Annotated in this window: 14 protein-coding genes; 13 read left to right on the top strand and 1 reads right to left on the bottom strand. The window is 39.7% G+C overall.

What is annotated here, in order from left to right; genetic code table 11:
* Positions 1 to 30: 30 nt before the first annotated feature.
* The 5 genes from FR7_RS17830 (at position 31) to gap (ending at position 14917) form a co-directional block, all read left to right on the top strand.
* The gene (locus tag FR7_RS17830) at positions 31 to 9780 is read left to right on the top strand and encodes a hemagglutinin repeat-containing protein (RefSeq protein ID WP_007937192.1); all 9750 of its coding nucleotides are present in this window, start codon (positions 31 to 33) and stop codon (positions 9778 to 9780) included.
* A gap of 16 nt (positions 9781 to 9796) precedes the next feature.
* Complete coding sequence (locus tag FR7_RS17825; RefSeq protein WP_017531353.1) at positions 9797 to 10147, top strand: DUF2019 domain-containing protein; 351 nt, start codon at positions 9797 to 9799, stop codon at positions 10145 to 10147.
* 979 nt (positions 10148 to 11126) lie between these two features.
* A complete protein-coding gene (locus FR7_RS17820; protein WP_007937189.1) occupies positions 11127 to 11888 on the top strand; it encodes a transposase in 762 nt (253 codons plus the stop codon).
* Between the two features lie 348 nt (positions 11889 to 12236).
* Positions 12237 to 13817, top strand: a complete 1581-nt coding sequence (gene pckA, locus FR7_RS17815; protein WP_007937187.1) for a phosphoenolpyruvate carboxykinase (ATP) — start codon at positions 12237 to 12239, stop codon at positions 13815 to 13817.
* A 50-nt stretch (positions 13818 to 13867) separates the two neighbouring features.
* A complete protein-coding gene (gene gap, locus FR7_RS17810) occupies positions 13868 to 14917 on the top strand; it encodes a type I glyceraldehyde-3-phosphate dehydrogenase (protein WP_007937186.1) in 1050 nt (349 codons plus the stop codon).
* A 102-nt stretch (positions 14918 to 15019) separates the two neighbouring features.
* Here gap and FR7_RS17805 read toward each other — a convergent pair whose 3' ends face one another.
* A complete protein-coding gene (locus tag FR7_RS17805; RefSeq protein WP_007937185.1) occupies positions 15020 to 16228 on the bottom strand; it encodes an esterase/lipase family protein in 1209 nt (402 codons plus the stop codon).
* 421 nt (positions 16229 to 16649) lie between these two features.
* On the opposite strand from FR7_RS17805, the gene FR7_RS17800 reads away from it, so the two are divergent.
* From FR7_RS17800 to FR7_RS17765, 8 genes are all read left to right on the top strand, one after another.
* Positions 16650 to 17501 (top strand): PRD domain-containing protein, encoded by an 852-nt coding sequence (locus FR7_RS17800; RefSeq protein WP_007937184.1) that lies wholly within the window; start codon positions 16650 to 16652, stop codon positions 17499 to 17501.
* A gap of 176 nt (positions 17502 to 17677) precedes the next feature.
* Positions 17678 to 19717, top strand: coding sequence for a glucose-specific PTS transporter subunit IIBC (gene ptsG, locus FR7_RS17795; RefSeq protein ID WP_007937183.1), 2040 nt, complete (start codon positions 17678 to 17680; stop codon positions 19715 to 19717).
* A 115-nt stretch (positions 19718 to 19832) separates the two neighbouring features.
* Positions 19833 to 21659: a PTS transporter subunit EIIC gene (locus FR7_RS17790; RefSeq protein WP_007937182.1), complete on the top strand. Its 1827-nt coding sequence runs from the start codon at positions 19833 to 19835 to the stop codon at positions 21657 to 21659.
* 219 nt (positions 21660 to 21878) lie between these two features.
* Positions 21879 to 23909: a BglG family transcription antiterminator gene (locus tag FR7_RS17785; protein ID WP_007937181.1), complete on the top strand. Its 2031-nt coding sequence runs from the start codon at positions 21879 to 21881 to the stop codon at positions 23907 to 23909.
* A gap of 9 nt (positions 23910 to 23918) precedes the next feature.
* Complete coding sequence (locus FR7_RS17780) at positions 23919 to 24179, top strand: HPr family phosphocarrier protein (RefSeq protein WP_007937180.1); 261 nt, start codon at positions 23919 to 23921, stop codon at positions 24177 to 24179.
* A gap of 43 nt (positions 24180 to 24222) precedes the next feature.
* Positions 24223 to 24675 carry a PTS sugar transporter subunit IIA gene (locus FR7_RS17775; protein WP_007937179.1) on the top strand — a complete coding sequence of 151 codons (453 nt, stop codon included), beginning with the start codon at positions 24223 to 24225 and terminating at the stop codon, positions 24673 to 24675.
* A 27-nt stretch (positions 24676 to 24702) separates the two neighbouring features.
* Positions 24703 to 25014, top strand: a complete 312-nt coding sequence (locus tag FR7_RS17770) for a PTS fructose transporter subunit IIB (protein ID WP_017531352.1) — start codon at positions 24703 to 24705, stop codon at positions 25012 to 25014.
* A 39-nt stretch (positions 25015 to 25053) separates the two neighbouring features.
* Positions 25054 to 26124, top strand: coding sequence for a PTS fructose transporter subunit IIC (locus FR7_RS17765; RefSeq protein ID WP_007937176.1), 1071 nt, complete (start codon positions 25054 to 25056; stop codon positions 26122 to 26124).
* Positions 26125 to 26207 lie beyond the last annotated feature (83 nt).

Here is a 26207-nt window from a genome sequence, read left to right as displayed (position 1 = left end):
TTTAATTTTAAATCTCAAGGAGGATATAGTATGGCATCGTCATCGAAAGCAAAATCTTTTGCATTTTACACGACAGTTACTTGGCGCAGAAAGGTAGTAGCCTGGAGTATGCTGTTTTTCTATTTGACTCAGCCGATCGTAGCTTCTGCAGAAGTCATTGCTGATCCGAAAGCACCGCCTAATACTACACCCATCGTGCAGCCGGCTGCCAATGGCTTACCTATTGTGCAAATTGCGGCACCGACTGCAGGAGGGGTATCCCATAATCTTTATCAAAAATTTAATGTCGATCCAAGCGGACTTATTTTAAATAATTCTCGTGTTGTTACCCAAACCCAGTTAGCGGGCTACATTACAGGCAATCCGAATCTCGCCAATGGATCAGCCCGTATTATCTTGAACGAAGTCACCAGCAGCAATCCCAGTTACCTGCGTGGATATACGGAAGTGGCAGGACAAAAAGCGGAAGTCATCATTGCCAATCCTAATGGCATCTACGGTGACGGATTTGGTTTTATCAATACCAGCCGTGCTGTACTCACGACAGGAACTCCTGTGTTTGGCGGCAGCGGCAGTCTGGATGCCTTTCGCGTTACAGGCGGACAGATTTCCATACAAGGTGCAGGCATGAATGCATCTGATGTAGATCAGGTGGATATTATCAGCCGTTCAGTGGATGTCAATGCGGGAGTCTGGGCAAAAAATCTCAATGTCATTGCCGGCAGCAACCAAGTTGATCACAATACTCTACATACAGAAACCATCGCAGGGGATGTGAATATACCCCAAGTTGCCGTTGATGTAGGCCAGCTAGGTGGAATGTATGCACAAAAGATTTACCTCGTAGGCACAGAAAAAGGAGTAGGGGTAAACAGCAAAGGAACCATAGCGGCCCAAGCAGGGGATATAACCATAAACAGTGCTGGAAAAGTCCTGCTGGCAGGTAATACCTCAGCTGCAGGCAACATTCAAGTAACAGCTCAAGAGGATGTGAGCAATCAGAACACCCTCTATGCTCAGGGAAATACCAGCATTACCACCCAAGGTGCTTTGGAAAACAGCGGAACCTTGGCCGCTGGACAACATACTACTTTACATGCACAAAGCATAACCTCGACAGGCACCTTAGGGGCAGGAGTTAAAACTGACGGTACGCTAGGTAACGCTGGTGATCTCACACTCAATGCAAGCGGAGTCATGCAGGCTCAAGGACAAAACATGGCAGCTGGTAATCTAACGATTAACGGAGCTGCCATTGATCTGGTAAATAGTAAGAACTATGTTGGCGGTAATGCCAGCATAACGACAACCATGGGAGATATCGACCATAGCAATGGAACCATGCAAATTGCCGGAGATTTAAACCTGAACGCTCAAGGCGTGATCCGCAACGACAATGGAACCATCAACGCAGAACAGCTGACCCTCAGTGGGGAGGCCATTAGCAATCGCAGCGGTATCTTGTCACAGCTAGGACAAGAGGCGACCTCCATTTCAGCTGTAAACAGTATAGATAACACGTCTGGTACAATGAATACAAATGGTGATTCTCTTACCATCCAAGCTGATTCTTTAATTAACAGTCAGGGACAAATTCAGCATGCTGGTACTGGTGGTTTGTCTGTACAAGCTGCAAACAATATCAAGAATGATAAGGGAAAGATTGCTACAAATGGGCAGCTATACCTTGCTGGCAATGAAATAAATACTTCAAAAGGTACCATTGCAGCGCAAAAGAATATCAATCTGATTTCTCAGTCTGCACTTATTAATGAAGAAGGCATCATGATTTCAGGTGATGCGATCGAAATTCAGGCAGGAGGAGAAGTCGACAATCAGCAAGGAGTTATTGAAGCGAATAAGGGGATCAACCTTACAGCTCTGGCACTGAATAATCAAAGCGGAAAAGTGACAGGCCTGGATACAAGCGGTATACAGATTGCTGTTGCTGACAAAATTGACAATACTTCAGGAATTATTGGCAGCAATGGCAATTTACAAATCAAAGGGAATCGTCTTATAAATGAAAGTGGAAATATTATTTCTCAAGGGAATCTCGCAATTCATGCTGTACAAGGGATTGATTATGAAGCAAGGGAAGACGTACAACATGACAGCAGTATTATCAGTGGCGGTGACTTGAATGTTACCAGTGAAGGCAAGGTCGTTTTATTGGGCAATACATCGGTAAAAGGAAATATTTCTTTGGATGCAAAAGGAGCCATAGAAAATCAAGGCACACTGTATTCTCAAAAAGATACCAATCTTACTACTCAAGGTACCCTTAAAAACACCGGGACCTTAGTAACAGGTAAGAATACCATTTTGTCAGCTCAAGATATAGATTCTAAAGGTACTATAAGTACAGGCGTACAAAGTGATGGAAGCCTTGGAACCTCTGGTGATTTAACTATGAATGCCGATGAAACCGTTACTGCTAGCGGCAACAATATAATAGCTGGCAATTTAGTCATTAACGGTGCTGGTATTAATCTATCTGGAAGTATAACCTATGCAGGGAGTAGCGTTACGTTAACTGCTGTAGATGGAGATATTGATAATACAGCCTCTTCCTTAGAAACGGATGGAGCATTAATTGCAACAGCAAAAGGCACGATTCGCAATGACAAAGGCGATAATGGTGTAGTAGCGAACATAGGAGCACAGCGGCTTACACTAGTGGCTAATTCCATCAGTAATAAAGGGGGGAAGTTAACCCAGTTTGGATCTGCTGATACGATGATTAATGCAAGTGCTGATATTGATAATACTAATGGTGAAATAACGACCAATGGTTCATCACTATACATCGATAGCAATTCACTTGATAATAATCTGGGGAAAATAGGACATGCAGGCACAGGAATCCTATCAATTGAAACGAAGGATTCTTTAAAGAATGATAGTGGAAAATTGACAAGCCAAAATCAAATACTACTAAAAGCAAAGAGTATTGAGAATCTTAAGGGTACAATTGCAGCGCAAAAAGATATAGACATCACAGCAACCTCCGCACTGAATAATCACCAAGGACTCATTACTAGCCTAGATGATGCTGTTACAATCACTTCTCAGGGTTCAGTTACCAACCAGCAAGGAAGCATTGAGGCAAATAAGGGACTATTTCTTACAGCCCGATCCCTGCAAAATGAAAGCGGAAAAGTGATTAATATGGATACGAGTAATATAAACGTTGCTGTTACTAATGAAATTAACAATCAAAATGGGATTCTAGGAGGTAATGGGCAAGTAACAATAGAAGCAGAGAAGCTTAACAATATAGGTGGGCAAGTATTGGCGAATGACAATTTATCGATTGCATTGACCAATGAACTAGATAATACAGATGGTAAAATTGTTGCTAAAAAAAATCTGACTCTCACTCAAAACTCTGCTGAGTTAAATAATACCCGTGGAAATATCGGCGCAGGCACCGATATGATGCTGCAAATCGCAGCTATCAACAATAGCAGTGGTAAAATTGCCTCAGAGCAGGATATGAACTTGAACCTACAAGAAATAAACGGTAATGGTGAAGTGATTGCTGGTAATGATTTAACGATGAACGCTAGTGGTGATCTGTTTAATGGAAGTGAGCTGAAAGCTAATCGGAACCTAACAGTAAACGCAGTTGGGATGATTACTAACCAAGGAACAATTGGGGCAGTGAAGAATCTAACTGTATCTGGAAGCAGTATTCAGAATGATTCAGAAAGCACATTGAGCAGCGGTGAGAACCTTACTGCTACAGGCAGCCTTGTAAACCACGGAACAATAGAAGGCGATACAGTGGCTATTGATGGGCAGACAGTTCGAAATACGGAAGCTATCATTGGTCATAATCTGACTATAACAGCAGATCATATCTCTAACGAAGGTGCGTCTGCTTTGCTGGCAACTACGGGAAATATGAATCTTTATGCAGGCACTGCATTAGAGAATAAAGATGATGCCAGTATTTACAGTATGGGTGACATTGTAATTGCAGGTAGTAAAGATGAAAATGGAATTGGTGAGTATGATAATCGCACGGGCACAGTTCTGAACCAATCGGCCAATATTGAAGCGGAAAAGGACATCAGTATTAATGCGGATGAAATTACAAATAAGAAACGAGAATTTGTTACCGAGCAAGTCGTAGTTTATACGAATACAACTCATGAAACAGCGTCCATTCCGAATAATGGCGGTTATAGTAAAAATCACATGGAGGATAGTCTTCTTCCTGCGTATTATGATTATAGTGATGAGGCCCCTATAAGGGTGACATATGTTAGTAAAGACCAGGTAGGTACAGAAACCGTAATGGAAACGTTGGTAACGAAAGATTCTCCAGTTGGAAAAATTCTATCGGGGCGCAATATGACGTTGCGAGCAAGTACCGTGAATAATGAGATGAGCTGGATCTTAGCCAAGGGGGTGTTAGATACTGTAGCTGGTACTGTTAATAATACTGCGGTAGGAAGTACTCGAGTAACTTACTATGATGGAAAAATAGTATATCGAAAGCACTTCTATAGGAAGGAGTCTTCGGGGTCAAGTGGAATGGAGAATGAATATCCAGGTACAGTTGGTGTGGACCGTTACACCAATGAGACAATTCCAACGCACACTGAAACGACCGAACAATTACCAGGTTTCATTTCTTTATATGGTGGTAGCCAAGGAGTAACGATCCAAGCAAAAACCATTAACAACCAGACTATCCAACCAGACGGTGCTCCTATCGGTGATATGGCGACTACGACCCTCGAAGCAAATAAGAATACTGATTTAGCCCCTAGTGTTAACCCAGGTCTAGCACCACAGGCAAATATCGCAGTTGGAAATACCACTGCAACACCTTTAACTCCAGGACAAAGCAATGAGCAACTTGCTTTGAATAGCGGCATCGGCAATCCTTCTCTTAGTCTGCCGTCCAATGCTCTTTATACCATACATAAAGAACCTGGAAACAAACCATTAATCGAAACCAATTCTCGCTTTACCAGTTATACTAGCTTTATTTCCAGTGATTATATGCTAAATAGTCTTGGGCTCAAGCCAGAGGAAACTCAAAAACGGCTGGGGGATGGCTTTTATGAACAAAAATTGGTTCGAGAACAAATTGCTAACCTTACGGGACTTAGCAGTTTAAATGCCAATACTTCGGCAGAAGAAGAATATAAGACCCTCATGACAAATGGGGTAGCTTTTGCACAACAGTTTAATCTTCAGGTTGGTGTTGCTCTGACTTCCGAACAGGTGAGACAATTAACTTCTGATATGGTATGGCTAGTAGAAAAAGAAGTAGAGGGACAAAAGGTATTAGTTCCCGTCGTTTATCTCTCTCAAGTTAACCAAACGAACTTGCAGCCTTCAGGTGCATTGATTATAGGAGAGACAGTCAATATTACTGCTACGGACGATTTTACCAATAGTGGTGTTGTTCATGGTACTACGAAAAGCGATATCACTGCTGAAAATATCATAAACCGTGGTGGAGTAATTGATGGTGGCAATACTACGAAACTCACCGCTGCTCAAGATATTATCAATCAAAGCGGTACAATTACCGGCGGTCAACTGAATCTTACTGCGAAACGGGACATTATCAATGAAACCCTTGTTTCTGCTGTAAATGCTGGACCGATAAACACTACCATGGTAAACCAGACCGGAACAATTGCCGCTACAGATGGTCTTGTTGTAAAAGCGGATCGAGATCTTTTGATTACTGGAGCACAAGTATCTTCAGGCAAAGGGATTGAGTTAGAGGCTGGAAGGGATGTAAAGGTCACAAGCGTAGAGCATCAACAGGGGCTACAGACAATGTTAGATGGTCTTAACGTTTCTTCTGAGAAGATAACCAATATCACAAGCTCCATAAAAGCAGGCGACAATCTGACGATTACTGCACAACAGGATGTTACCCTGCAAGGTGCTCAGATCAAGGCAGGAAAAGCTGTAGATATATCCGCAGGTGATACCTTAGAGATCAGCAGTGTAGAAAATAAAGAAAGTGGATCTGCTGTAATGGCAGGATCTAGGTATTACCAAAGTGAAAATATTGCTTATGATAAAATAACAAACATAGCAAGCCATATTGATTCTGGAAGTGATATGACACTTAAAGGCAACGATATTAATATACGTGGAGCACAGATTAGCGCTGCTCAAAATATTGATATTGATGCCAAACACGATCTTACTGTGACTTCCACACAGGATACTTCTAACATTCAAGCACATGGTTCTTCTATTTTCAATAGAACATTAGCATTAGAAACCGCAGGACTTTCAAATACTGAAATGGCTTTTCAGGATAACAATGTAAATTATTACTCACCGACGATAGACTATTCCAAACAGGCGACTAAGAATCATACGACTGACATAAAAGCAGGAAAAAATGTAGATCTATCAGCCCAGAATGATGTTGTAGTAAAAGGTATACAAGTAGATGCGGGAAATGATGCAAATCTAACTGCTGGTGGTAACATCAGTGTAACGGCAGTTAAGGACGAAATAGAGTCCTATTATTCCAAGGGGAATAACCGTAATTATAATCGGACTCGAACAGACGATGAAACCATTGTTGGGAGTCAATTGAATGCGAACAATGATATAATCATCAAGGCTGGACCTAGCACTGCAGATTCAAATGCAATGGTGAACAATGACAGCAGTAAAGGTAATATTCTTATTGAAGGCAGCAGTGTAATTAGTAAGAATGGTAAAGTAGATATTACTGCTGATAATGAGATTGTAATACAAGAAGATACAGAACGTCATGAAACGTTAACAGAATCACGTAAAGTAAAGAAAAGTACCTTTTCGAAAAAGGTCACCGAAAAGCGGGATCATACCATTGTGAATGAAGTTAGTGGCAGTACTATTTCTGGCAATAGCGTGTCAATTAACTCCAAGAATAGTGATTTAACAGTACAAGCAAGCAGCGTAGTAGGTACAGAGGATGTATCCTTATCGGCAAAAGAAGATGTAAATATTCTAAGTGCAGCAGAAACAGGCACTTCAGAACACTATTCCTATACAAAAAAATCCGGCCTCTTTAGTGGCGGCGGCCTTGGCCTCACTATTGGCAGTCAAAGTACGAAGACTACTACCAATGAACAAATCTTAGGTCAAGTTGGCAGTACCATCGGATCCATTGATGGTAATATTTCCGTTAAAGCAGGAGAAAAAGTAAATAGCGAAGGGACGACCTTTGTCAGCGGTAAAGACTTAAGTATCACTGGGAAAGAGGTTACCATTGACAACACAATTGATACCTATGATAGTAAAACCAAGTATGAATTTAAACAAACTGGTCTTAGTGTGTCATTGGGCGGAGGTATTGTTAATACTGCTACAAGTGCTTATAACAATATCAAGCGCTCAGGACAAGTAGAAGATGAACGACTAAAAGCTCTTTATGACTATAAGGCTTTCAAAGATCTAGATAAAATTAATGATCAACTTGATAATGGTATGTCAAAGGAAAACCTAAAAAAAGGTGTGTCTGTCAGTGTCAGTATTGGCAGCAGCAAAATGACTTCAGAGGAAACGGTACATACAGAAACCGTTAATACTTCTAATGTGAATGCCGGTGGAGATGTCACCATAAAAGCTACAGAAGGTGATGTGAACCTTAAAGGAACGAATATCAATGGAGAGAATATCACATTAGATGCAGCAGAAAATGTTAACATTGGTGCGGCAGAAAACAAACAGCAGACAACCACGAATACGAGTTCATCTTCTTGGTCTGTAGGCGGTGCTATAGGAAGCGGCTTCTTTGGCAATGTGAGCAAAGGAAGTGGCAAAGAAAATGAAAATGCTACCACCAATACGGCAAGCATCATTGATGCCAATGAAACCTTAACGATTAAATCAGGTAAAGATACCAATATCATTGGTTCACAAGTAAGTGGTGATAAAGTAGTAGCTGATATTGATGGGAATCTAAACCTCGTCAGCAAGCAGGATACAGACGACTATACCTCGAAGAATCACAGCAGTGGATTCGGCTTTACCACTGGCCCTAAAGGCGGTATAACAGGCTCAGTAAGCAAGGGCAAAACAGATTCCACCTATGCCAGCGTTACCGAACAAGCAGGTATCCATGCTGGTGAAGGCGGTTTCGATATCCACGTTGGTAAGAACACCGACCTGAAAGGTGCGGTCATTGAGGCGCCATCAGATAAGAATAAGCTCTCTACCTATACTCTTACTTATTCGGATATCCAAAATAAGGCAGAGTACAGCGCAAGCAGCGTTGGAGTCAATCTTAATACTAGAAAAGACGCTGAGAAAAAGGATGCTGGCTTAACGCCAAATATTGGTGGAACAGCATCAGGTGATGCCGATAGCACAACAAAATCAGCTATTTCTCCAGGTACGATTGAAATCCGTAGTAATCCTAATCAGGATTTATCTAACCTCAGTCGTGATACGAATAATTCTTTGAATGTGTTAGGTAAGATCTTTGACAAAAAGACTGTTCAAGAACAGCAAGAACTAGCTAACGTATTTGGTCAAGAAGTATTTAAAGCCGTTGGCGATCTTAAATTAAAAGAAGGTAGCTCTGAAAAAGCTGCAATCGACTTCTTCGTGGGTGGGTTAATGGCTAAACTAGGTGGCGGAGACTTCTTGTCAGGCGCTGCCAGTGGTGGTATAACACAACTTGTGATGAAGGAATTAGCCAATATAAAAAATCCAGCATTACTACAATGGGCTAGTGCGGTTGTAGGTGCAGCCGCTGCTAAAGTAGTAGGTGGTAATGTAGGAACGGGAATCAGTGTAGCAATTAGTGAGACGAAGAATAACTTCTTGAGTCATGAGCAATATGCGGAATATCAGGCACAATTGAAAGAACTAAAAGAAAAACTAGAAGATGGGAGCATCACTCAGGAAGAATATAACGCGACTGTAAATGAAGTAACGAATTATTGGGCAGACAAAGATAAAGAACAAAATAAACAGTGGCTAGCAGATAATCACATAGAAGCAGTAATAATAGACTTTGGTTCTGTGCAGATAGCGCTAGAAAAACAGCAGTATCAGCAAATGCTTATCGAGTTAAGCAATAGCAAAAATGATGAAGAGACTGCTGCCATAAAAGAAAAATGGAATAAGATATCTGACGAACAAATTGATAAATGGGTCAAAATGGGAGAAGATCTTGGATATAACATGGATGGTAGTAAGACTTCCTTATTTCCTGATTTATCAACGGAAGTAGTGAACATCAATAATCCATATACAGCATGGCTAGTAAAAACAGAAACTGAGAATTCATTATTTTGGGCAGAACGTTCTTTACAAGCACAAGGAATTGACCCCAATGATCCTAGCAATGCACAGTTATTAGCAGCTGAAGTAGAAAAACAATTGGGATTGAACAAAGAAATTCAAGAGAGTATTGCAAGTTCCATTGGTGGAGGAAGTTTTAAAACATTTAAGGAGTTGAAAGCTTTTCTTGGATCTCCTGGGGCAGGAAATCAATGGCACCACATAGTAGAACAAGCTCAGCAGAATGCAAAAAGAGCAGGTTTTGCGGCGGAAGAAATAAATTCTGTGGAAAACATCATTGCATTGCAATCTGGTAAAGGAAGTTATCATAGTGAAATTAGCGCATTTTATTCAAGTAAGCCTGATTTCACAAAAGGATTGACAGTAAGAGATTGGCTTGCAAATAAGAGTTTTCAAGAGCAATTTGAGTTTGGGATGAATTATTTAAGAAAATTTGGAAATGTAGTTAATGAAAATGGTAGGTGGATTTTTAAATCGTTTGAATAATTTAGGAGGACGAATTATGAGAGTATTAGAGAAGATTCTGGAAGAGTTTATAGGGGCATGCTTGAAGCAAGAAGACTCTATAAAACGAGGAGACTCTAAAACAGGAAATAAACAATATCGAATAATTCAGGGGATTAGACGTGATTTGAAGGAGAATCCTAATTATGGGCTTGAAAAATTAAGCCCTTTTCTAGAACATCCAAGTGCAAATGTAAGATTGACTACAGCATTTACTTTAATTCCAATATTGCCAGAACAAGCGAAAGAGGTTTTGCAGGAACTGGCGGCTGGCAGAGGAACAATTGCATTTAATGCAGAAATGACTTTGTCCGAGTGGGAAAAGGGAAATCTAAAGTTTGAAGATTAAAAAAAGAGAGGTTAGTGGACGTAAAAAATCCGCTGACCGCTCTTTTCATCTCAAGTGTCATCTCGTGATCAAAATTAATCTGGATAATATTACCTATTGATAATCCATGAAAATCAAATCTCGTGAATCAGAATGGCCTCGACTCATTCCCTCCACAAAACGGACAACTACCCCCAAAGGGACAGGGGGACAGGTGTGAAAGAGTCAGGGGACGGTTCGGTGACTCTCTGAAATACAAAGGAACAGGTGAGAATGTCCCGGTAGCAGTTAAACGATAAATTTTTATATAAAGAAATAAGGAGACTAGCGGTATAAATTAAAAATTATGGAAGCGTTCATAAAACTACTTCACTGTCGATAGAATCCTTCGGCTTTATTCCAAACTTTTATCTTTAAGAATTATCATAAAGATAAAACAAAAGTAAGATCCCATGACTAGGCAAATAGTCATGGGATCTTACTTTTATAACAAAATTCTACAAGAAGCCTTATAATACAAGGTTCATACATAAAAAAACTTTGAAATTTCTTTGAAATCTATATCTTTTGGTATAGGCAAATTTCCTTAAAATGTTATATTATAATAATATTGGAATTTATAAAAAATAGAATGTAATTCATTAGTGTCAAAAATTTAAAGAAACAAGTCATAATGGTTTTTAAAAATGATAATTTACATTCAATTAATAATTGATTTTGATATGGTATTCAACAAAGATGATAAATGCAAAAAAAGCTTAACAGTTGCGATTGGAAACAAAACATTGGGTGATGCAGGCCCTGTACTACATTACTATAGTTATTTTTGATAAGAGATGCGAGGGTGTTTATGATGAAATTACAAAATGTTTGTAAAGTAATATTTCTTTGCAGTGCCATAGGGATAAACTGCAATGCTTTAGCTGCACCATAAACTCAAAGGGACGGTTCTATTGAGTTTAAAAGAAAGAAGTGATAGAATATCAATGAGGTGATAAAAATGTCCAGACAAGCGCGACAAAGGAGCGAAAGTGGAATCTATCACATTATTATAAGGGGAATCAATAAACAAGTCATATTTGAGGATGATGAAGATCGAGAAAAGTTTATAGGATATTTACAATATTATAAAAAAGTTGCCAGCTATATTGTATATGGATATTGTTTAATGGATAATCATATCCACTTGCTGATCAAGGAAGGTAAAGAGCCAATCGGACACACTATGAAGAGAATCGGTGTAAGCTATGTAGGGTGGTACAATCGTAAATATGATCGAGTTGGTCACTTATTTCAAGATCGATTTAAAAGTGAAGTTGTGGAAACGGATGAATATTTACTGACAGTATTGCGATATATTCATCAAAATCCAATAAAAGCTGGAAAAGAGAAAAGTGTAGTTGATTATAAGTGGAGCAGTTATGCTGAATACATAGGTCAGAATAAAATCATTGAGACTGGTTTCATATTAGATATTTTCGCTGAAGAGCGTGAAAAATCTATCAGCAGTTTTAAAAAGTATATGAATGAACAAGCTGATGATAATTGTATTGAAATGAAGGAAGTAAAAAGAATAACAGATGAAGACACCAAGAAAATGATACAAAAGTATGCAAATGTTAAGATGCCTACCGAATTGCAAAACATGGAAAGAATAAAACGCGATGCGATAATAAGAAGAATGAAGGAAGTAGACGGTGTGTCAACGCGGCAAATAGCAAGAGTGACAGGTATGAGTCAAACTGTAATTTCCAAAGCGTAACTCGATAGAACCGTCCCTGCGAGTTGCGTGAGGGGGGCTAGATCGTGAGGTCTGCCTCTACTCGACTGCGAGTTCCCTGCGAGTTCAGATTAACAGGTGAGAAGGATGGCAAGATAACCAAGAATGCACTATGAATAAAAACATGGGATAGGAATGTTGCTTCATACTGTAAAGCATAAACGATAGAAGCAATAAAGCGGCAGTCATTATATACATCTGTGATAATGACTGCCGCTTTACATTATTTAAACAATTTTAGAGCAAATAAATATAATAGTGGGATGTTTTTTGTCCCATCATATGGTATAATGTGCAATGTATACAAAACAAATGCATAGGGAGGTACTTATGGAGAAAATAAGAGAAAATAAATACCTCGATATTACAGAGGTAGCCAGTAAAGTATATCACAATCTGTCGCCGGCGCAGCTGATAGAAAAAGCAATTAGCCGGAATGAGGGGCAGCTTACTTCTGCAGGAGCGTTGCGAGTTACTACTGGCAAATATACTGGACGTTCGCCTAATGATAAATTTATTGTGGATTCGCCTACCGTGCATAATGATATTGCCTGGTACAACAATAAAGCTTTTAGCGGTCAACAGTTTTTCCAGCTATATAACCGAATGATGGGATACTTACAACATCGAGAAATCTTTACATTTAGTGGATATGCAGGAGCTGATGAAGAACATCAGGTAAAGGTACAATTTATTAATGAATTTGCTTGGCAAAATCTTTTTGTTCATCAACTCTTTATTCGTCCTGAGCCATTGCAGGAAGCGGGAAATCCTGATTTCATGGTGATTTGCCTACCTAACTTTACAGCGGTACCGGAAATCGATGGTACAAATTCCGAAGCTTTTATTGTTTTGAACCTTGAGCAGAGGATACTATTAATTGGGGGAACCCATTATGCTGGTGAAATGAAAAAAGCTATTTTTACGGTCATGAATTATTTGCTGCCTAAGCAAGGTATTCTTTCGATGCATTGCTCCGCTAATATGGGGGAAACAGGAGATACTGCACTGTTTTTTGGTCTGAGCGGAACTGGTAAGACTACGTTGTCGGCTGATCATAATCGTCGTCTGATCGGGGATGATGAGCATGGCTGGAGTAACCAGGGGATTTTTAATATTGAGGGCGGGTGTTATGCTAAGTGCATTAAACTGAGCCAGGAAAATGAGCCACAGATTTGGGACGCTATTCGTTTTGGCACAGTGTTAGAGAATGTAGTTGTGGATGAAGAAAGTCGTGCGGCAAATTACGATAGTGCAGATTTTACCGAAAATACTCGTGCTGCTTACCCTGTTCATTATATTGATAATGTTGTAGTTCCAGGCGTGGGAGGGCACCCTAGCACCATAATATTTCTAACGGCAGATGCTTTTGGAGTATTACCGCCGATTGCTAAGTTAAATAACGAACAGGCTATGTACCATTTCCTGTCAGGATATACAAGTAAGCTTGCGGGAACAGAGAGAGGTATTACCAAACCAGAAGCCACTTTTTCTGCTTGTTTTGGTGCTCCTTTTCTCCCGTTATCTCCTTTGGTTTATGCAAAAATGCTGGGAGAAAAGTTAGAACAACAGAATACCAAGGTTTTCTTGATTAATACTGGGTGGTCAGGGGGACCTTATGGCATAGGGAAAAGAATGAATTTAACTTATACTAGAGCGATGGTGACAGCAGCTATTGCAGGGCACATGGATCATGTTTCCTATGATCTAGATCCGATTTTTAATGTTTATGTACCTGATACATGCCCTGGAGTACCAGATACCATACTTAAGCCTCGCAATACTTGGAGCGATGTTACATCCTATGATCGTCAAGCTAGAGAATTGGCAGCTTTATTTATTGAAAATTTTACTAGGTTTCTAGAAGATATTCCTGAGGGAATTGCTCAGTCAGGTCCTAAGGGGCAATAAATGGAAGAGACTTGCGGCTTAAGGGTATATTATTTTAGGGAGGAAGAACATTGACAATAAAAATAGGAATTAACGGTTTTGGACGCATTGGGAGAATGTGTCTAAGAGCGGCGTTACAAAATGAGGATATAGAAGTTGTCGCTATTAATAGTACGTCTGATAGCATTGCATCAGCACGCCTTTTAGAATATGATTCAGTACATGGCAGACTGAATAAAGAGATTAAAGCAACGGAAAATGAAATCATAATTGATGGACATCCTATAAAAATTATTTCCGATCGCAACCCTGCTAATCTTCCTTGGGGAAAACTTGGAGTCGATATTGTTATTGAATCTACAGGGAAATTTAATTCTAGTAAGGATTGTGAAGTTCATTTGAGAAATGGTGCTAAAAAAGTTATCATATCAGCACCGGCTAGTGACTCCACACCGACCATTGTTCTGGGAGTTAACGAAAATATTTATCTGCCTAAGGTCCATCATATAGTTTCTAACGCATCTTGTACGACAAACTGTTTGGCTCCTATTATCAAAGTCATTCATGATAATTTTGGAATTACCAATGGATTAATGTCAACCGTTCATGCATTTACCACCGACCAGCGAAGCTTGGACAATAGTCATAAAGATCCGCGCCGATCAAGAGGTTGTATGCAATCGATAGTTCCAACATCAACAGGAGCTGCAAAAGCAATTGGCCTTGTAATTCCTGAGCTGAAGGGAAAGTTAAACGGAGTTTCCCTACGTGTTCCAGTACCAAATGTATCCTTGGTGGATTTAGTTGTTGAGCTGGAGCAGGACGTTACCATTGAGAAGATCAATGATGCTTTGCGTACTGCCGCTGAAAATTCTATGACAGGTATTATGGAATACTGTGATCAACCTCTCGTTTCCGTTGACTTTTTGGGCAACAGGCACTCGGCCATTGTAGATTCGTTATCGACATTGGTTATTGAAAAGCGAAAAGCAAAAATTCTTGCATGGTATGACAATGAATGGGGATACTCCTGCCGTGTTGTTGATCTGGCACAATATCTTGGTAAAATGCTGCATAAAGAAGAAGCCAGAAATGTCAAAACAAAGGCTGTAGGATACTAAAAGAGTATTTACAGATAGAGTAAAGGATGACCTTATTGAAGGCGACCTTCAGGCTGTTGAGAAAGTTATTTCTCAACAGCCTGTACTTACCTCAAGTTTATATTAATTACTTATTGTTAGCTGACTTAGTTTTTCAGCAAGACCCTTATACCATGATAAAGTTAATGCATTTGTTCCAATACCACATGCATCCATATGATCAATCGTATCTAACAAGGGCATGGAATTCCACTTGCCTATTTGCGGCACTCCATTATAGTTGACTATTTTATCAGAAGACCAGATTTTTGGACCATTTTGCGAAATGGTATTGACCACGCCATCATTGGGCTTCCAGCTATTATCAATAATAACCCGCCCTTGTTCATTACGTGTATAACTCCCTATGAATCTTCCAAAGGGATATAACAGCGGGGTCATATAAATTACATGGGGAAGTTCGTTACTCGTCAGAATACTAGGGACAGTTGCGCAGGTAGAATAAGAAAAATAGTATATATCAGATTGCGCCTTAACCCATTGATTAAGAACGCGGGCTCCGTCAGTACTTAAATCCCAGTTGGCAAGGTCATTCGTACTATTCCAGATAGCGCTGTTAAACACCCTGTTTGTATAGTCTGTAAGGCTTTCCCCTGACTTTCGATTCAAACCCCACTGATCAAGTTTGAAATCATAGATAAGCTTTTCACCTGCACCGGTAAAAGACGCTAGAGAGGCTACTAGATTCTTAGCAAAATCTCCAAAAATATTGATTCCGTCGGCAAGTGTGGTACCATCATGAGGAGAAGCAATCGTAGTAATACTGTGAACCCACGATTTACCCCCTGCAAAGAGAGAACTTAGTTGGGATGGCGTTGTATTTCGTTCCTCTTCACTGCCTTCCTTCAGTAATTGTACAAGGGTGCGTACTGTCTGCCCCCCCATGCTGTGAGCCACAAGATGAATTTTATTTACTTTACCTTCCGTCGTTAGATTGCCCCATTCAGGATAAAGACCGGGGTATGTCCTTCCATACCTGCTATGCCCTTTCTGTGTAGAATGTGCGTGACCGTAGTCTACCGTTCCTCCCTTGATATAGGCATACAACTCACAAGCTCTGTCCCAATTGCTGGATACAGGGCCTACCGTTGCAGTATAAGCCGTGTAACCATATGAGGAAAGTTCTTGCTCATAGTCAGTTATCCCTCCCCAATATTTTAGTCCCAGTACCTCGTTTCTACCCCAGCCCATAAATCCATGTACTAGCACTATCGGGTAAGAGTTGACATTTGATTTCATTACCATTTCCTTCGTTTGCATTACAGAATCCATTTTAAATTCCTCCTTTAATTAATGATGATGATATACTTATTACATTCTTACGCAGGTTTAGAATTCAACTGCCAATGTTAAATTTTTCTATCATTCTGAAGAAGCTAAGAAATGGTTCTTTTGAGCCAAATAAATAAATGTGATAAAATATAAAGGAGGTGATTCAGATTCGCATTAGCTAGTATAGCAACGCAGCAAAGAGTATAGCTGACGGAATAAATCAAAGCGTAATTGCTAAAGCTTAACTCAATTAAGCATTCCCTTTGATTTCTACTTGTCATGATCAGATATGGTGTGATATAATTTCTACAAAGAGTGGCGTGTTACGGTAACGGCATTAGCCAGTAAGAAAGTGAAATTGGAATACCAATATCATTTTCTTGCTGGCTATTCCCTTTTAAAAAGACAGGGGGAGTTGCAATTGGCAACGATAGAGGGCCCATTTACTGTTCAACGAATTTTAAGCAATAATGCAGTGATAGCAAATACCGTGATTGGGCAGGATGTTATTTTACTCGGTAAGGGAATGGGATTTGGACGGAAAGCAGGCGATCTGTTAAAAAGTCCGAAATATGAAAAAATTTATGTCGTTCCCGAAGGTGTGGCAGAGCAGCAGGCCTTAAGTTTGATCGAGCAGGTCGAACCGGCAGTGATACAAGTTGCAGAAGATATTATTGAATTAGCCAAGATGCAGCTTGGGCAGGCACTGCATCCTCGCGTCTATGTGGCACTGACAGATCATATTAATTTTACATTAATTCGTCTTTCCCAAGGCATGGAGATCAAAAATCCCTTTATCTCTGAAATTGAAGTCATGTATCCAGACGAGTTTTATGTGGCGACACAGGGATCTAAGATGATTGCTGAAAAGCTGGGTGTAACTATCCCGCGAGAGGAAATTGGTTTTATTGCCCTGCATCTGCATGCGGCCAGACACAATCGGTCAGTAGGTGAGAGTTTAAAGCATTCTCAAATCATTAATAAGGTTATTCAGCATATTGAAATGCAAATAGGACCTTTGCAGGAGAATAGCGGTCTTAATTACACAAGGTTACTTACACATTTACAGAGCAGTATTCACCGGGTGATAACGAATACTGCGATTGAGAACCCATTTATGGAGCACTTAAAAAAAGATTTTTCCACATCCTACAAGCTTGCTCGCCAAGTGGGTGATATTATAGAAAAAGAATTGGAAGTCGTGGTACCGGATGCAGAAATCGGATATTTAACAATCCATTTGGAGCGTATCCGCAGTAAGCATCATCAATGATATCGATCAATTTTAAAATACGTGTTACTGGTAAAGCAGGCATGAGTTGTTAGTGAGGATTACCAATCCTCATAATGGCTCATGCTTTTTTATTATGTATATAAGGAGGTGATCCGAAAGGAAAACTGGGGAGGCTTAGATTTTATAATAGATTGATAAAGGAGAGGGGAATTATCATGATAAAGAAATCCTTTGGTATTTTACAACAGGTAGGCAGAGCGCTAATGCTGCCAGTCGCTTTATTGCCAGCAGCAGGTCTTTTATTAGCTTTTGGTAATGCATTACAAAATCCAGCGGCAATTAGTATTATGCCTCTGCTTGATAATCACGTGATCCATGCTCTGGCTCAAATTATGGAACAGGCCGGCGGCATTATTTTTGGCAATCTGTCCTTGCTGTTTGCAGTAGGTGTAGCAGTAGGTTTATCTGGCGGCGAAGGTGTTGCCGGGCTTGCAGCAATTGTTGGTTTTCTGATTATGAATGTCACTATGGGGATCGTCACAGGGATTACTCCGGACATGATTGCTGGCAATCCCGCCTACAGCAGTGTACTGGGGATTCCTACACTGCAAACGGGTGTATTTGGTGGTATCATTGTGGGTATATTAGCAGCACAAGTATATAAACGGTTTTACAATATTGAGCTGCCTTCGTATCTTGGCTTTTTTGCAGGGAAACGTTTTGTGCCGATCGTAACAGCAGCTGCGGCCCTTGTTTTAGGTGTTGCCATGACCTTTGTCTGGCCGCCGATTCAATTGGGATTAACCTTGTTTTCACGAAATATGATTGATTCGAATAAGATATTGGCTGCTTTTATCTTTGGTATTATTGAACGCGCACTGATTCCTTTTGGTCTTCATCATATTTTCTATAATCCTTTTTGGTATCAGTTTGGTGAGTATGTAAGTAAAAGCGGACAAATTGTTAACGGTGATCAAAGCATCTTCTTTGCTCAGCTCAAAGATGGCGTAGCCTTTACCGCTGGTACATTCATGACGGGAAAGTTCCCATTCATGATGTTTGGCCTGCCAGCTGCAGCTCTTGCCATCTATCATGAGGCAAAACCCGAGAAGAAAGCGGCAATTGGCGGTATTATGCTTTCGGCGGCACTCACATCTTTTTTAACAGGCATTACTGAACCCATTGAATTTTCCTTCTTGTTCGTTGCGCCAGTACTATTTGGTATTCATACTATTTTTGCTGGTTTATCCTTTATGCTGATGCAGATTTTGAATGTTAAAATCGGTATGACCTTTTCTGGGGGTGTAATTGATTATTTATTGTTTGGCGTTATTCCCAATCGTACGGATTGGTGGTTAGTAATTCCCGTAGGTTTGGTTTTTTCAGTCATCTATTATTTCGGATTCCGTTTTGCGATTCGAACTTGGAATTTAAAAACTCCAGGGCGGGAAGAGGATACAGGAACAGAAGAAGTATACAATGCTCCAGCTTCTAGTTTAGCAGCAGATGTTTTACAGGCGTTAGGCGGTAAAAATAATCTGACACATCTGGATGCTTGTATTACTCGCTTACGTGTCAGTGTAAAAAATAAGAGTGAGGTCAATCAAGATCGACTCAAAAAACTGGGTGCATCCGGCGTTATGGTAATCGGTGATAACCTGCAAATTATCTTTGGACCAAAATCGGATATACTAAAAACGCAAATGCAAGATATTATGGCAGGAAAAGAGATACCCCAAGGAGTTGTAACTCCTGCTGAAATACAACAAGCAGCAGAAACTGCGGCTAGTACAATAATCGATTCCATCCATGCGTTTATTTCTCCATTAGATGGAAAGGTACTTGCTATTACCCAGGTTCCTGATCAAGTGTTTTCACAAAAAATAGTGGGTGACGGTTTTGCTATTGAACCTAGTAATGGCGAAGTTATATCCCCTGTTGACGGCACGATAACCAGTGTGCTGGAAAGCAAGCATGCTGTGGGAATTACTGCTGACAGCGGTTTAGAATTGATTGTACATTTTGGGATTGATACGGTGCATCTAAAAGGTGAAGGATTTACTTTGTTTGTCAATCAAGGGGATCGAGTGAAAGCAGGCCAAAGGATCTTTAAAGCAGATTTGGAATCAATAAAAGGGAAAGTACCATCTGTTATTACTCCGATAGTGTTTACTAATTTGGCAGGCAGGTTGATTATCGTAGAGGAAGGAAAAATGGTAAAACGTGGAGAACGTATGAATATTAAAGTACAATAAGTACCGTAATGTATCGTTTATGTGTAAAGGCACCAGATGTTCTGGTGCCTTTACATTAGAGGGGATAGGATTGTTTTTTCGAGAGACTGACTACATAAAAGGAGGAAGGAGTCAGGTGAAAGATATATTCCGCTACCTGCAGCAAATCGGACAATCTTTGATGCTGCCTGTATCTGTTTTACCGGCAGCCGGACTTTTATTCCGGTTTGGAGAAAAGGATTTATTGAATATGCCTGCAGTACGGGATGCTGGCATGGCAGTATTTGCTAATTTGCCGTTGTTGTTTGCAGTAGGGGTGGCGATTGGTTTTTCTCAAGGGCAAGCAGTTGCCGCTTTAGCGGCTGTAATTGGTCATCTAATTTTTTTGGCAGTCTTAAAGTCTGTAAATCCGAGTATTGATATGGGCGTTTTTTCTGGTATTGTAATGGGCCTTATTGCAGCTGTTCTATATCGGCAGTTTCATCAAATGAAGCTGCCTCATGTGTTAGGATTTTTTGCCGGAAAGCGCTTTGTACCGATTGCCACAGCTGTTGCAGGTGTGGTGATGGCGCTGCTGCTGCAGATTGTCTGGCCTGTAATCCAATTAGGCATTGATGGCATTGGTCACTTAGCAGTGAATTCTAGTGTCGGTCCGGCACTGTTTGCTGCCGGAAAACGTTTACTGATACCCATCGGTTTGCATCATGTGTACTATCCTGCCTTCTTGTATGAATTTGGGCATTTTATTACTCCTGACGGCACCTTAATACGCGGAGATTTTAACCGCTATTTTGCCGGTGATCCAACGGCAGGCATATTTATGGCTAGTGAATTTCCGATTATGATGTTTGGTCTGCCGGCAGCAGCCTTTGCAATATACTACAACGCCAGACCAGAACGGCGAAAAGTTGTTGCTGGATTGATGATTAGCGGTGCTTTAACTTCCTTTCTGACAGGGATTACCGAACCCATCGAATTTGCTTTTATTTTTGTTGCGCCGTCTTTATTCATATTTCATGTACTAATGGCTGGTGTCTCCGGGCTTATGACCAGCTGGTTAGATATCCATTTGGGATTTACCTTTTCGGCATCCTTCATTGATTATTTATTGTCGTATAAATATGGGCACAATCAGCTGTGGATATGGCCGGTTGGAATCAGTATCGGTGCACTCTATTTTATTGTTTTTCATCTAGCTATCAATCATTTTCAATTAAAAACACCAGGCCGGGAAGATGAATCTCTCCCTGATCATGAGCCAGATACTTTCCGTAGGGCATATAACATAGTGAAAGCATTGGGTGGAGCAGAGAATATTAAGGCTTTGGATGCATGTATTTCACGGCTGCGAGTTTCTGTAAAACAACGAGAGTCAGTAAGAAAACAGGATTTTCCAGCTTTAGGTGCAGTCGGAATCATGGAAATGGGGACTAATTTTCAATTTATCTTTGGGACGCAGTCCGACGGTTTAAAAGAAGAAATTTCCAAGATGATTGGGAAGGATTTTGTTGAGGAGCAACTGACAGAGGCATATGTTCCGACTCCTATACAGGATGTACGAATTAATGCGCCGGTAAGTGGCAGACTGATTCAAGAAGGAGGTCGAATCCCGGATTATACGGTAGCAATTGCCACAAGGGATGATAGTTGTCTTGCCCCTGCTGCCGGCAGAGTGACACAAGTATGTTCAAATCCAGCATCATTACTGATGAGGGTTGAGCCACATTATCAATTGATGATTCAGGTGGAATTAGAATCTCCCGCTTTAAGCGCTGCATTGCAGTTTTTGGTCAGTGAGGGACAAGAGATTACTGTTGGACAGAAGATTCTATCCCTAAGTAATCCTAGGGAGCATGCAGAGAGTATTGTAAGGATTAACATTACTGGAGGAAAAGAGATACACATAACTCCCGCTGAGGAAGTAACAGCAGGAGAAGATATTATTATGCAGTGTATGGATTAATAAATAAAATTGCATTACGAACCCAATTACCCCCAGTCGTAGTTTCTTGATTCTACGATTGGGGGTAGTCCTATTTAAGAATATAGAAAATTTGTATTAAAGTGAATAATGAGATAATTTCCAGATTAATCTGTCGATATTTGTACTTTTATGTGATGATAATATGCTATTATCATACTATGATCAAGGTTTGATATTAAATAGTTAGCAGGTGAAATTATGCATTTGAATTCCAGGGATAAAGAAATTGTAAAAGAGTTACTTGCTACCAGCAAATTTATAACAGTGGATACGATTGCTAAAAAATTGAATGTTTCTGATAAAACCATTCGAAACCATATTATTAACATTAACAATGTTCTGCAGAAAATGGATTTGGGTGAAATTATTAAGAAGCCCCGCTTTGGAGTCTATTTGAAATTTGATTCCAATAACATTAAAAAATTAGACGAACTGCTCATAAACAACAAACAATCTTTGATCAGTGAGGACGTCAGCATAAAAAACAGAAAGGTATTTATCATTAAAAAATTACTCTTTGCCAATCAGAAATATATTACCATGCAGGAGATTGCAGATGGATTATACACCAGTCGTTCTTCGGTTATTAATTTATTAAAGGAGATAGAGGAATGGTTCAAGCAGTTTGGCATCACAATTGCTAGAAGACAGCATTCTGGTATTGAGATTTGCTATTCAGAGATGGATTGGAGAAGAGCTGTTGATGGTTTTTATCGAATGCTGTGTGCCGATATAGGGGATATCAATGAAGCTGCAGATAAAAAAAGTCAATTAAAAAACAGAGTCGATTCGTCAGATCTCTTTATAATGAAGCAAATCTTAGAAAGTTTTGATGTTGAAAAAATAGAGAAGATATTGAGCAGTTTGGAAACAGCAGAGCAGATTGTTTTTGCATATGATTCCTATCTAAGGTTACTGCTGCATGTATCGTTAGGTACCATGAGGAAACGAAAAAATAAGTCTGTTGTGATACCAACGGAGCAGGCAAATGAGATTTTAGGATTACGGGAATATAAGTTGGCTGAAACCTTGGCAAAGGCTATTGGACAAGAATTTCAAGTGAGTTTCGCAGAAAATGATATTTTATATTTTGCAGCCTATCTATTGATAACAGAGATTAGTTATATTGCTAATGAAAAAAAACAAGAAGAAATGGCTAAAGATATAGACATCATTCGTCCATTTATAAATGAGTTAATTCAATTGATCGGTACAATATTGAATGTGGACTTGCGTTCTGATGAAGGATTTGTTAATAGTCTGATACTGTATCTGCGCCCTGCACTATACAGGCTGAAATTTAACATCCATACAGAAAATCCCTTCCTACAACAGATCAAAGAAAATTATCCCCGCGTTTTTGGAGCAGCCTGGGCATCGAGCATTTTGTTTGAAAAATATTTCAATGTGAGGGTAGGGGAGGATGAGATTGCTTTTTTAGCCATCTATGTGGAGACTGCTTTAGAACGAATCAATCATAAAATGCGGACAGTAGTCGTTTGTAATCATGGAGTTGGAATATCCCAGCTGCTATCACAGCAGATTAGAAGGGCAATTCCAGGGTTAGAGGTTGATGATGCATTATCACTATATGATTACAAATCGATGAACAAGTCAAATTATGATTTTGCTCTATCCACCATTCCGCTGTCCGAAGAAGAAAAACCTGTAATATATATTAATTCCATACTTAAGCCTGAGGACATTCATAAAATAAAAGAGCAAATATTGCAATATAAGAAAATAAAAATACGTGATACGGCACTGCAAAAGGGTGAAGTAAGTCATTTTTTATACGATGAAGATCTAATTTTTGTGAATCTCGATGTTGGAGGCAAAAAAGAGGTCATTGAATATTTAGCTGAAAGGTTAGTGGCAAAAGAAAAGGTTAGTAAGGAATTTATACAATCTGTACTGGAAAGAGAAGATGCTACTTCAACGGTAGTAGGCCAGGGGATTGCAATCCCTCATGGTAGTCAGCAGTATATTTTAGATTCAACGATAGCAGTAGCCAAATTGAAAAAGCCAATTAAATGGAAGCACAATGAACAGGTAGATATCGTATTCTTACTAGCTTTTGATTTAAAGAAGGATGAAATCAATAAAAAAATGATCAAGAACTTTTATGCGAAATTTGCTTTATTGTTAGACGACGTTATCGTAAAAGATAAAATCAGGGGAAGCCAGACTGCGGGGCAAATTTATGACATCTTAAGGAATTGCGTTTAGGAGGAATATATGAAACAAGTCGATATGATCATTCAAAGTGCGGAAGGTTTGCACGCCAGGCCGGCAATGAAATTTGTTAATCAAGCGTCAAAATTCAAAGCAAAAATTGATGTAATAAAAGACAACAAGACGTATAGTGCAAAAAGCATGATTTCCGTCTTAAGTATGGGCGCTGTGCAAGGTGAGAAGATAACAATTATCATTGATGGTGAAGATGAGTCTGAAGCAATGAACTCTTTGCAGCTGCTTCTAATGGAAGAATGTGTGTGATGAAACAGGGAAACAAAATAGATAGATAAGGTGGATTTTGATTATGGATGTTACTGATGTCATAAATCTAAATGCGATAGATTTATATTTGCAAGTGGATGACAAAAAGGGTGCTATTGAAGTGCTGTCAGAACTTTTATTTAAAGATGGATCAATACGCTCTAAGGAGGAATTTATTAACGATGTTTATCTGCGGGAAGCCCAAGGGATGACTGGAATTGGTGATTTTATTGCAATTCCTCATGGTAAATCCGATAGTGTTGTAAAAACCTGCATAGCAGTTGGAAGGGTTGATAAAGGTATTGCCTGGGAAACCATAGATGACAAGCCCGTAAAGCTGATTATTTTATTTGCAGTGGACAATAAAAGCAAGAACAATCAGCATGTAAAATTAATGGCAAAAGTAGCAGGAGCATTAGCCAATAAAAAGATATGTGAAGCATTGCTAGAGGCAGAAGAGGCAAAGGATGTACTCTCTATTTTTAAACAAAATTAATACAATCACAATAAGGAGTGTGTAATGATGAATATTATTGGAATTACGGCATGTACTGCGGGAATTGCTCATACGTATATTGCGAAAGAAAAATTGGTCAATGCAGCAAAAGAACTGGGGCACAATGTGAAAATCGAGACCCAGGGAACGATTGGTACTGAAGATGAACTGACGAAAGAGGATATTGAAAAAGCCGATATTGTCATTATTGCAGCCGATATTAATATAGGGGGGAAAGAGAGATTTAAAGGGAAAAAGGTAATTGATGTACCGATGCAGACAGCTATTAAATCACCAAAAACTCTCATCCAAAAAATCGAAGAAAAATTGAAGAGCTAATCATTCTTTTTTAAAAAATTAAATTATGGAGGGATCTAGATGTTTAAAGGATTCTCTATTAAACAGCATTTGATGACAGGCGTGTCTTATATGATTCCTATTGTAGTAGTTGGTGGGCTGTGTATGGCGATAGCAAAAGTCTTTGGAGGTGCTTTAGTCGGAGACCAAACCAATACAATCCCATGGATGATTAATGAAATCGGAAAGGCTGCAATGGTCTTTGTTGTACCTGTGCTTGCTGCTGGGATTGCATATTCAATCGCTGATCGCCCAGGAATTGTTCCCGGATTAATTATGGGGTTCATCGCGAATAACATTAAGGCCGGATTTATCGGCGGTGTTGTGGGGGCTTTACTGGTTGGGTATTTAGTTCTTTTCTTAAAGAATTATTTAAAAGTGCCTAATAGCTTAAAAGGCCTTATGCCAATCATGGTTTTACCGCTGTTATCTTCAGTCATTATGGGATTAATCATGATTGGTTTATTGGGAGAGCCAATCGCAGCTTTTCAGAATGGAATTCTGGTATGGATGAAGTCTATGCAAGGGGGATCAAAGTTTTTGTTAGGTGCGATTATTGGAGCCATGATGGGTTTTGATATGGGAGGGCCTGTTAATAAAACGGCTGGTTTGTTCGCAAAGGGTTTAATGGTTGATAAGATCTTTGGTCCTGCATCAGCCATGATTATTGGAGGGATGGTACCTCCTCTAGGGGTCTCATTGTCGGTTTTATTATCAAAGAAAAAATACAGCAAGGCAGAAGTGGAAGCTGCCAAAGCTACTTTTCCACTAGGGTTATGCTATATTACAGAAGGCGTTCTTCCCTTTGCGGCAAGCGACCCGCTTAGAGTGATACCTGCATGTTCCATTGGTTCTGCTGTTGCAGGCGGTTTGGCATTGATGTGGGGAACAGCTTCACCAGTGCCTCATGGAGGAATCTTCGTAGTTCCATTAATGGACAACCCACTCATGTTCCTGCTGGCATTGGGGATTGGTACAGTTGTGACAGCTACGATACTGACACTGTTAAAGCCTACCAGGGTTGAAGGGGACGAAGAAAGTAATACGGAAGAAAATGTGAATTTAGACGATTTGGAAATTAAGATTGGCTAATAGAGAGATTCATAAAGGCGGATTTACGGTTAGATCATGGATTCTCTTATGTAGTCTCCTAATTCTAAATCGATTATTGGACA

The sequence above is a fragment of the Pelosinus fermentans DSM 17108 genome, assembly GCF_000271485.2.
In the GTDB taxonomy this organism is placed as follows: domain Bacteria; phylum Bacillota; class Negativicutes; order DSM-13327; family DSM-13327; genus Pelosinus; species Pelosinus fermentans.
Note: the sequence above shows the minus strand (reverse complement) of the source record. Positions and strands in the feature narration are given on the sequence as shown.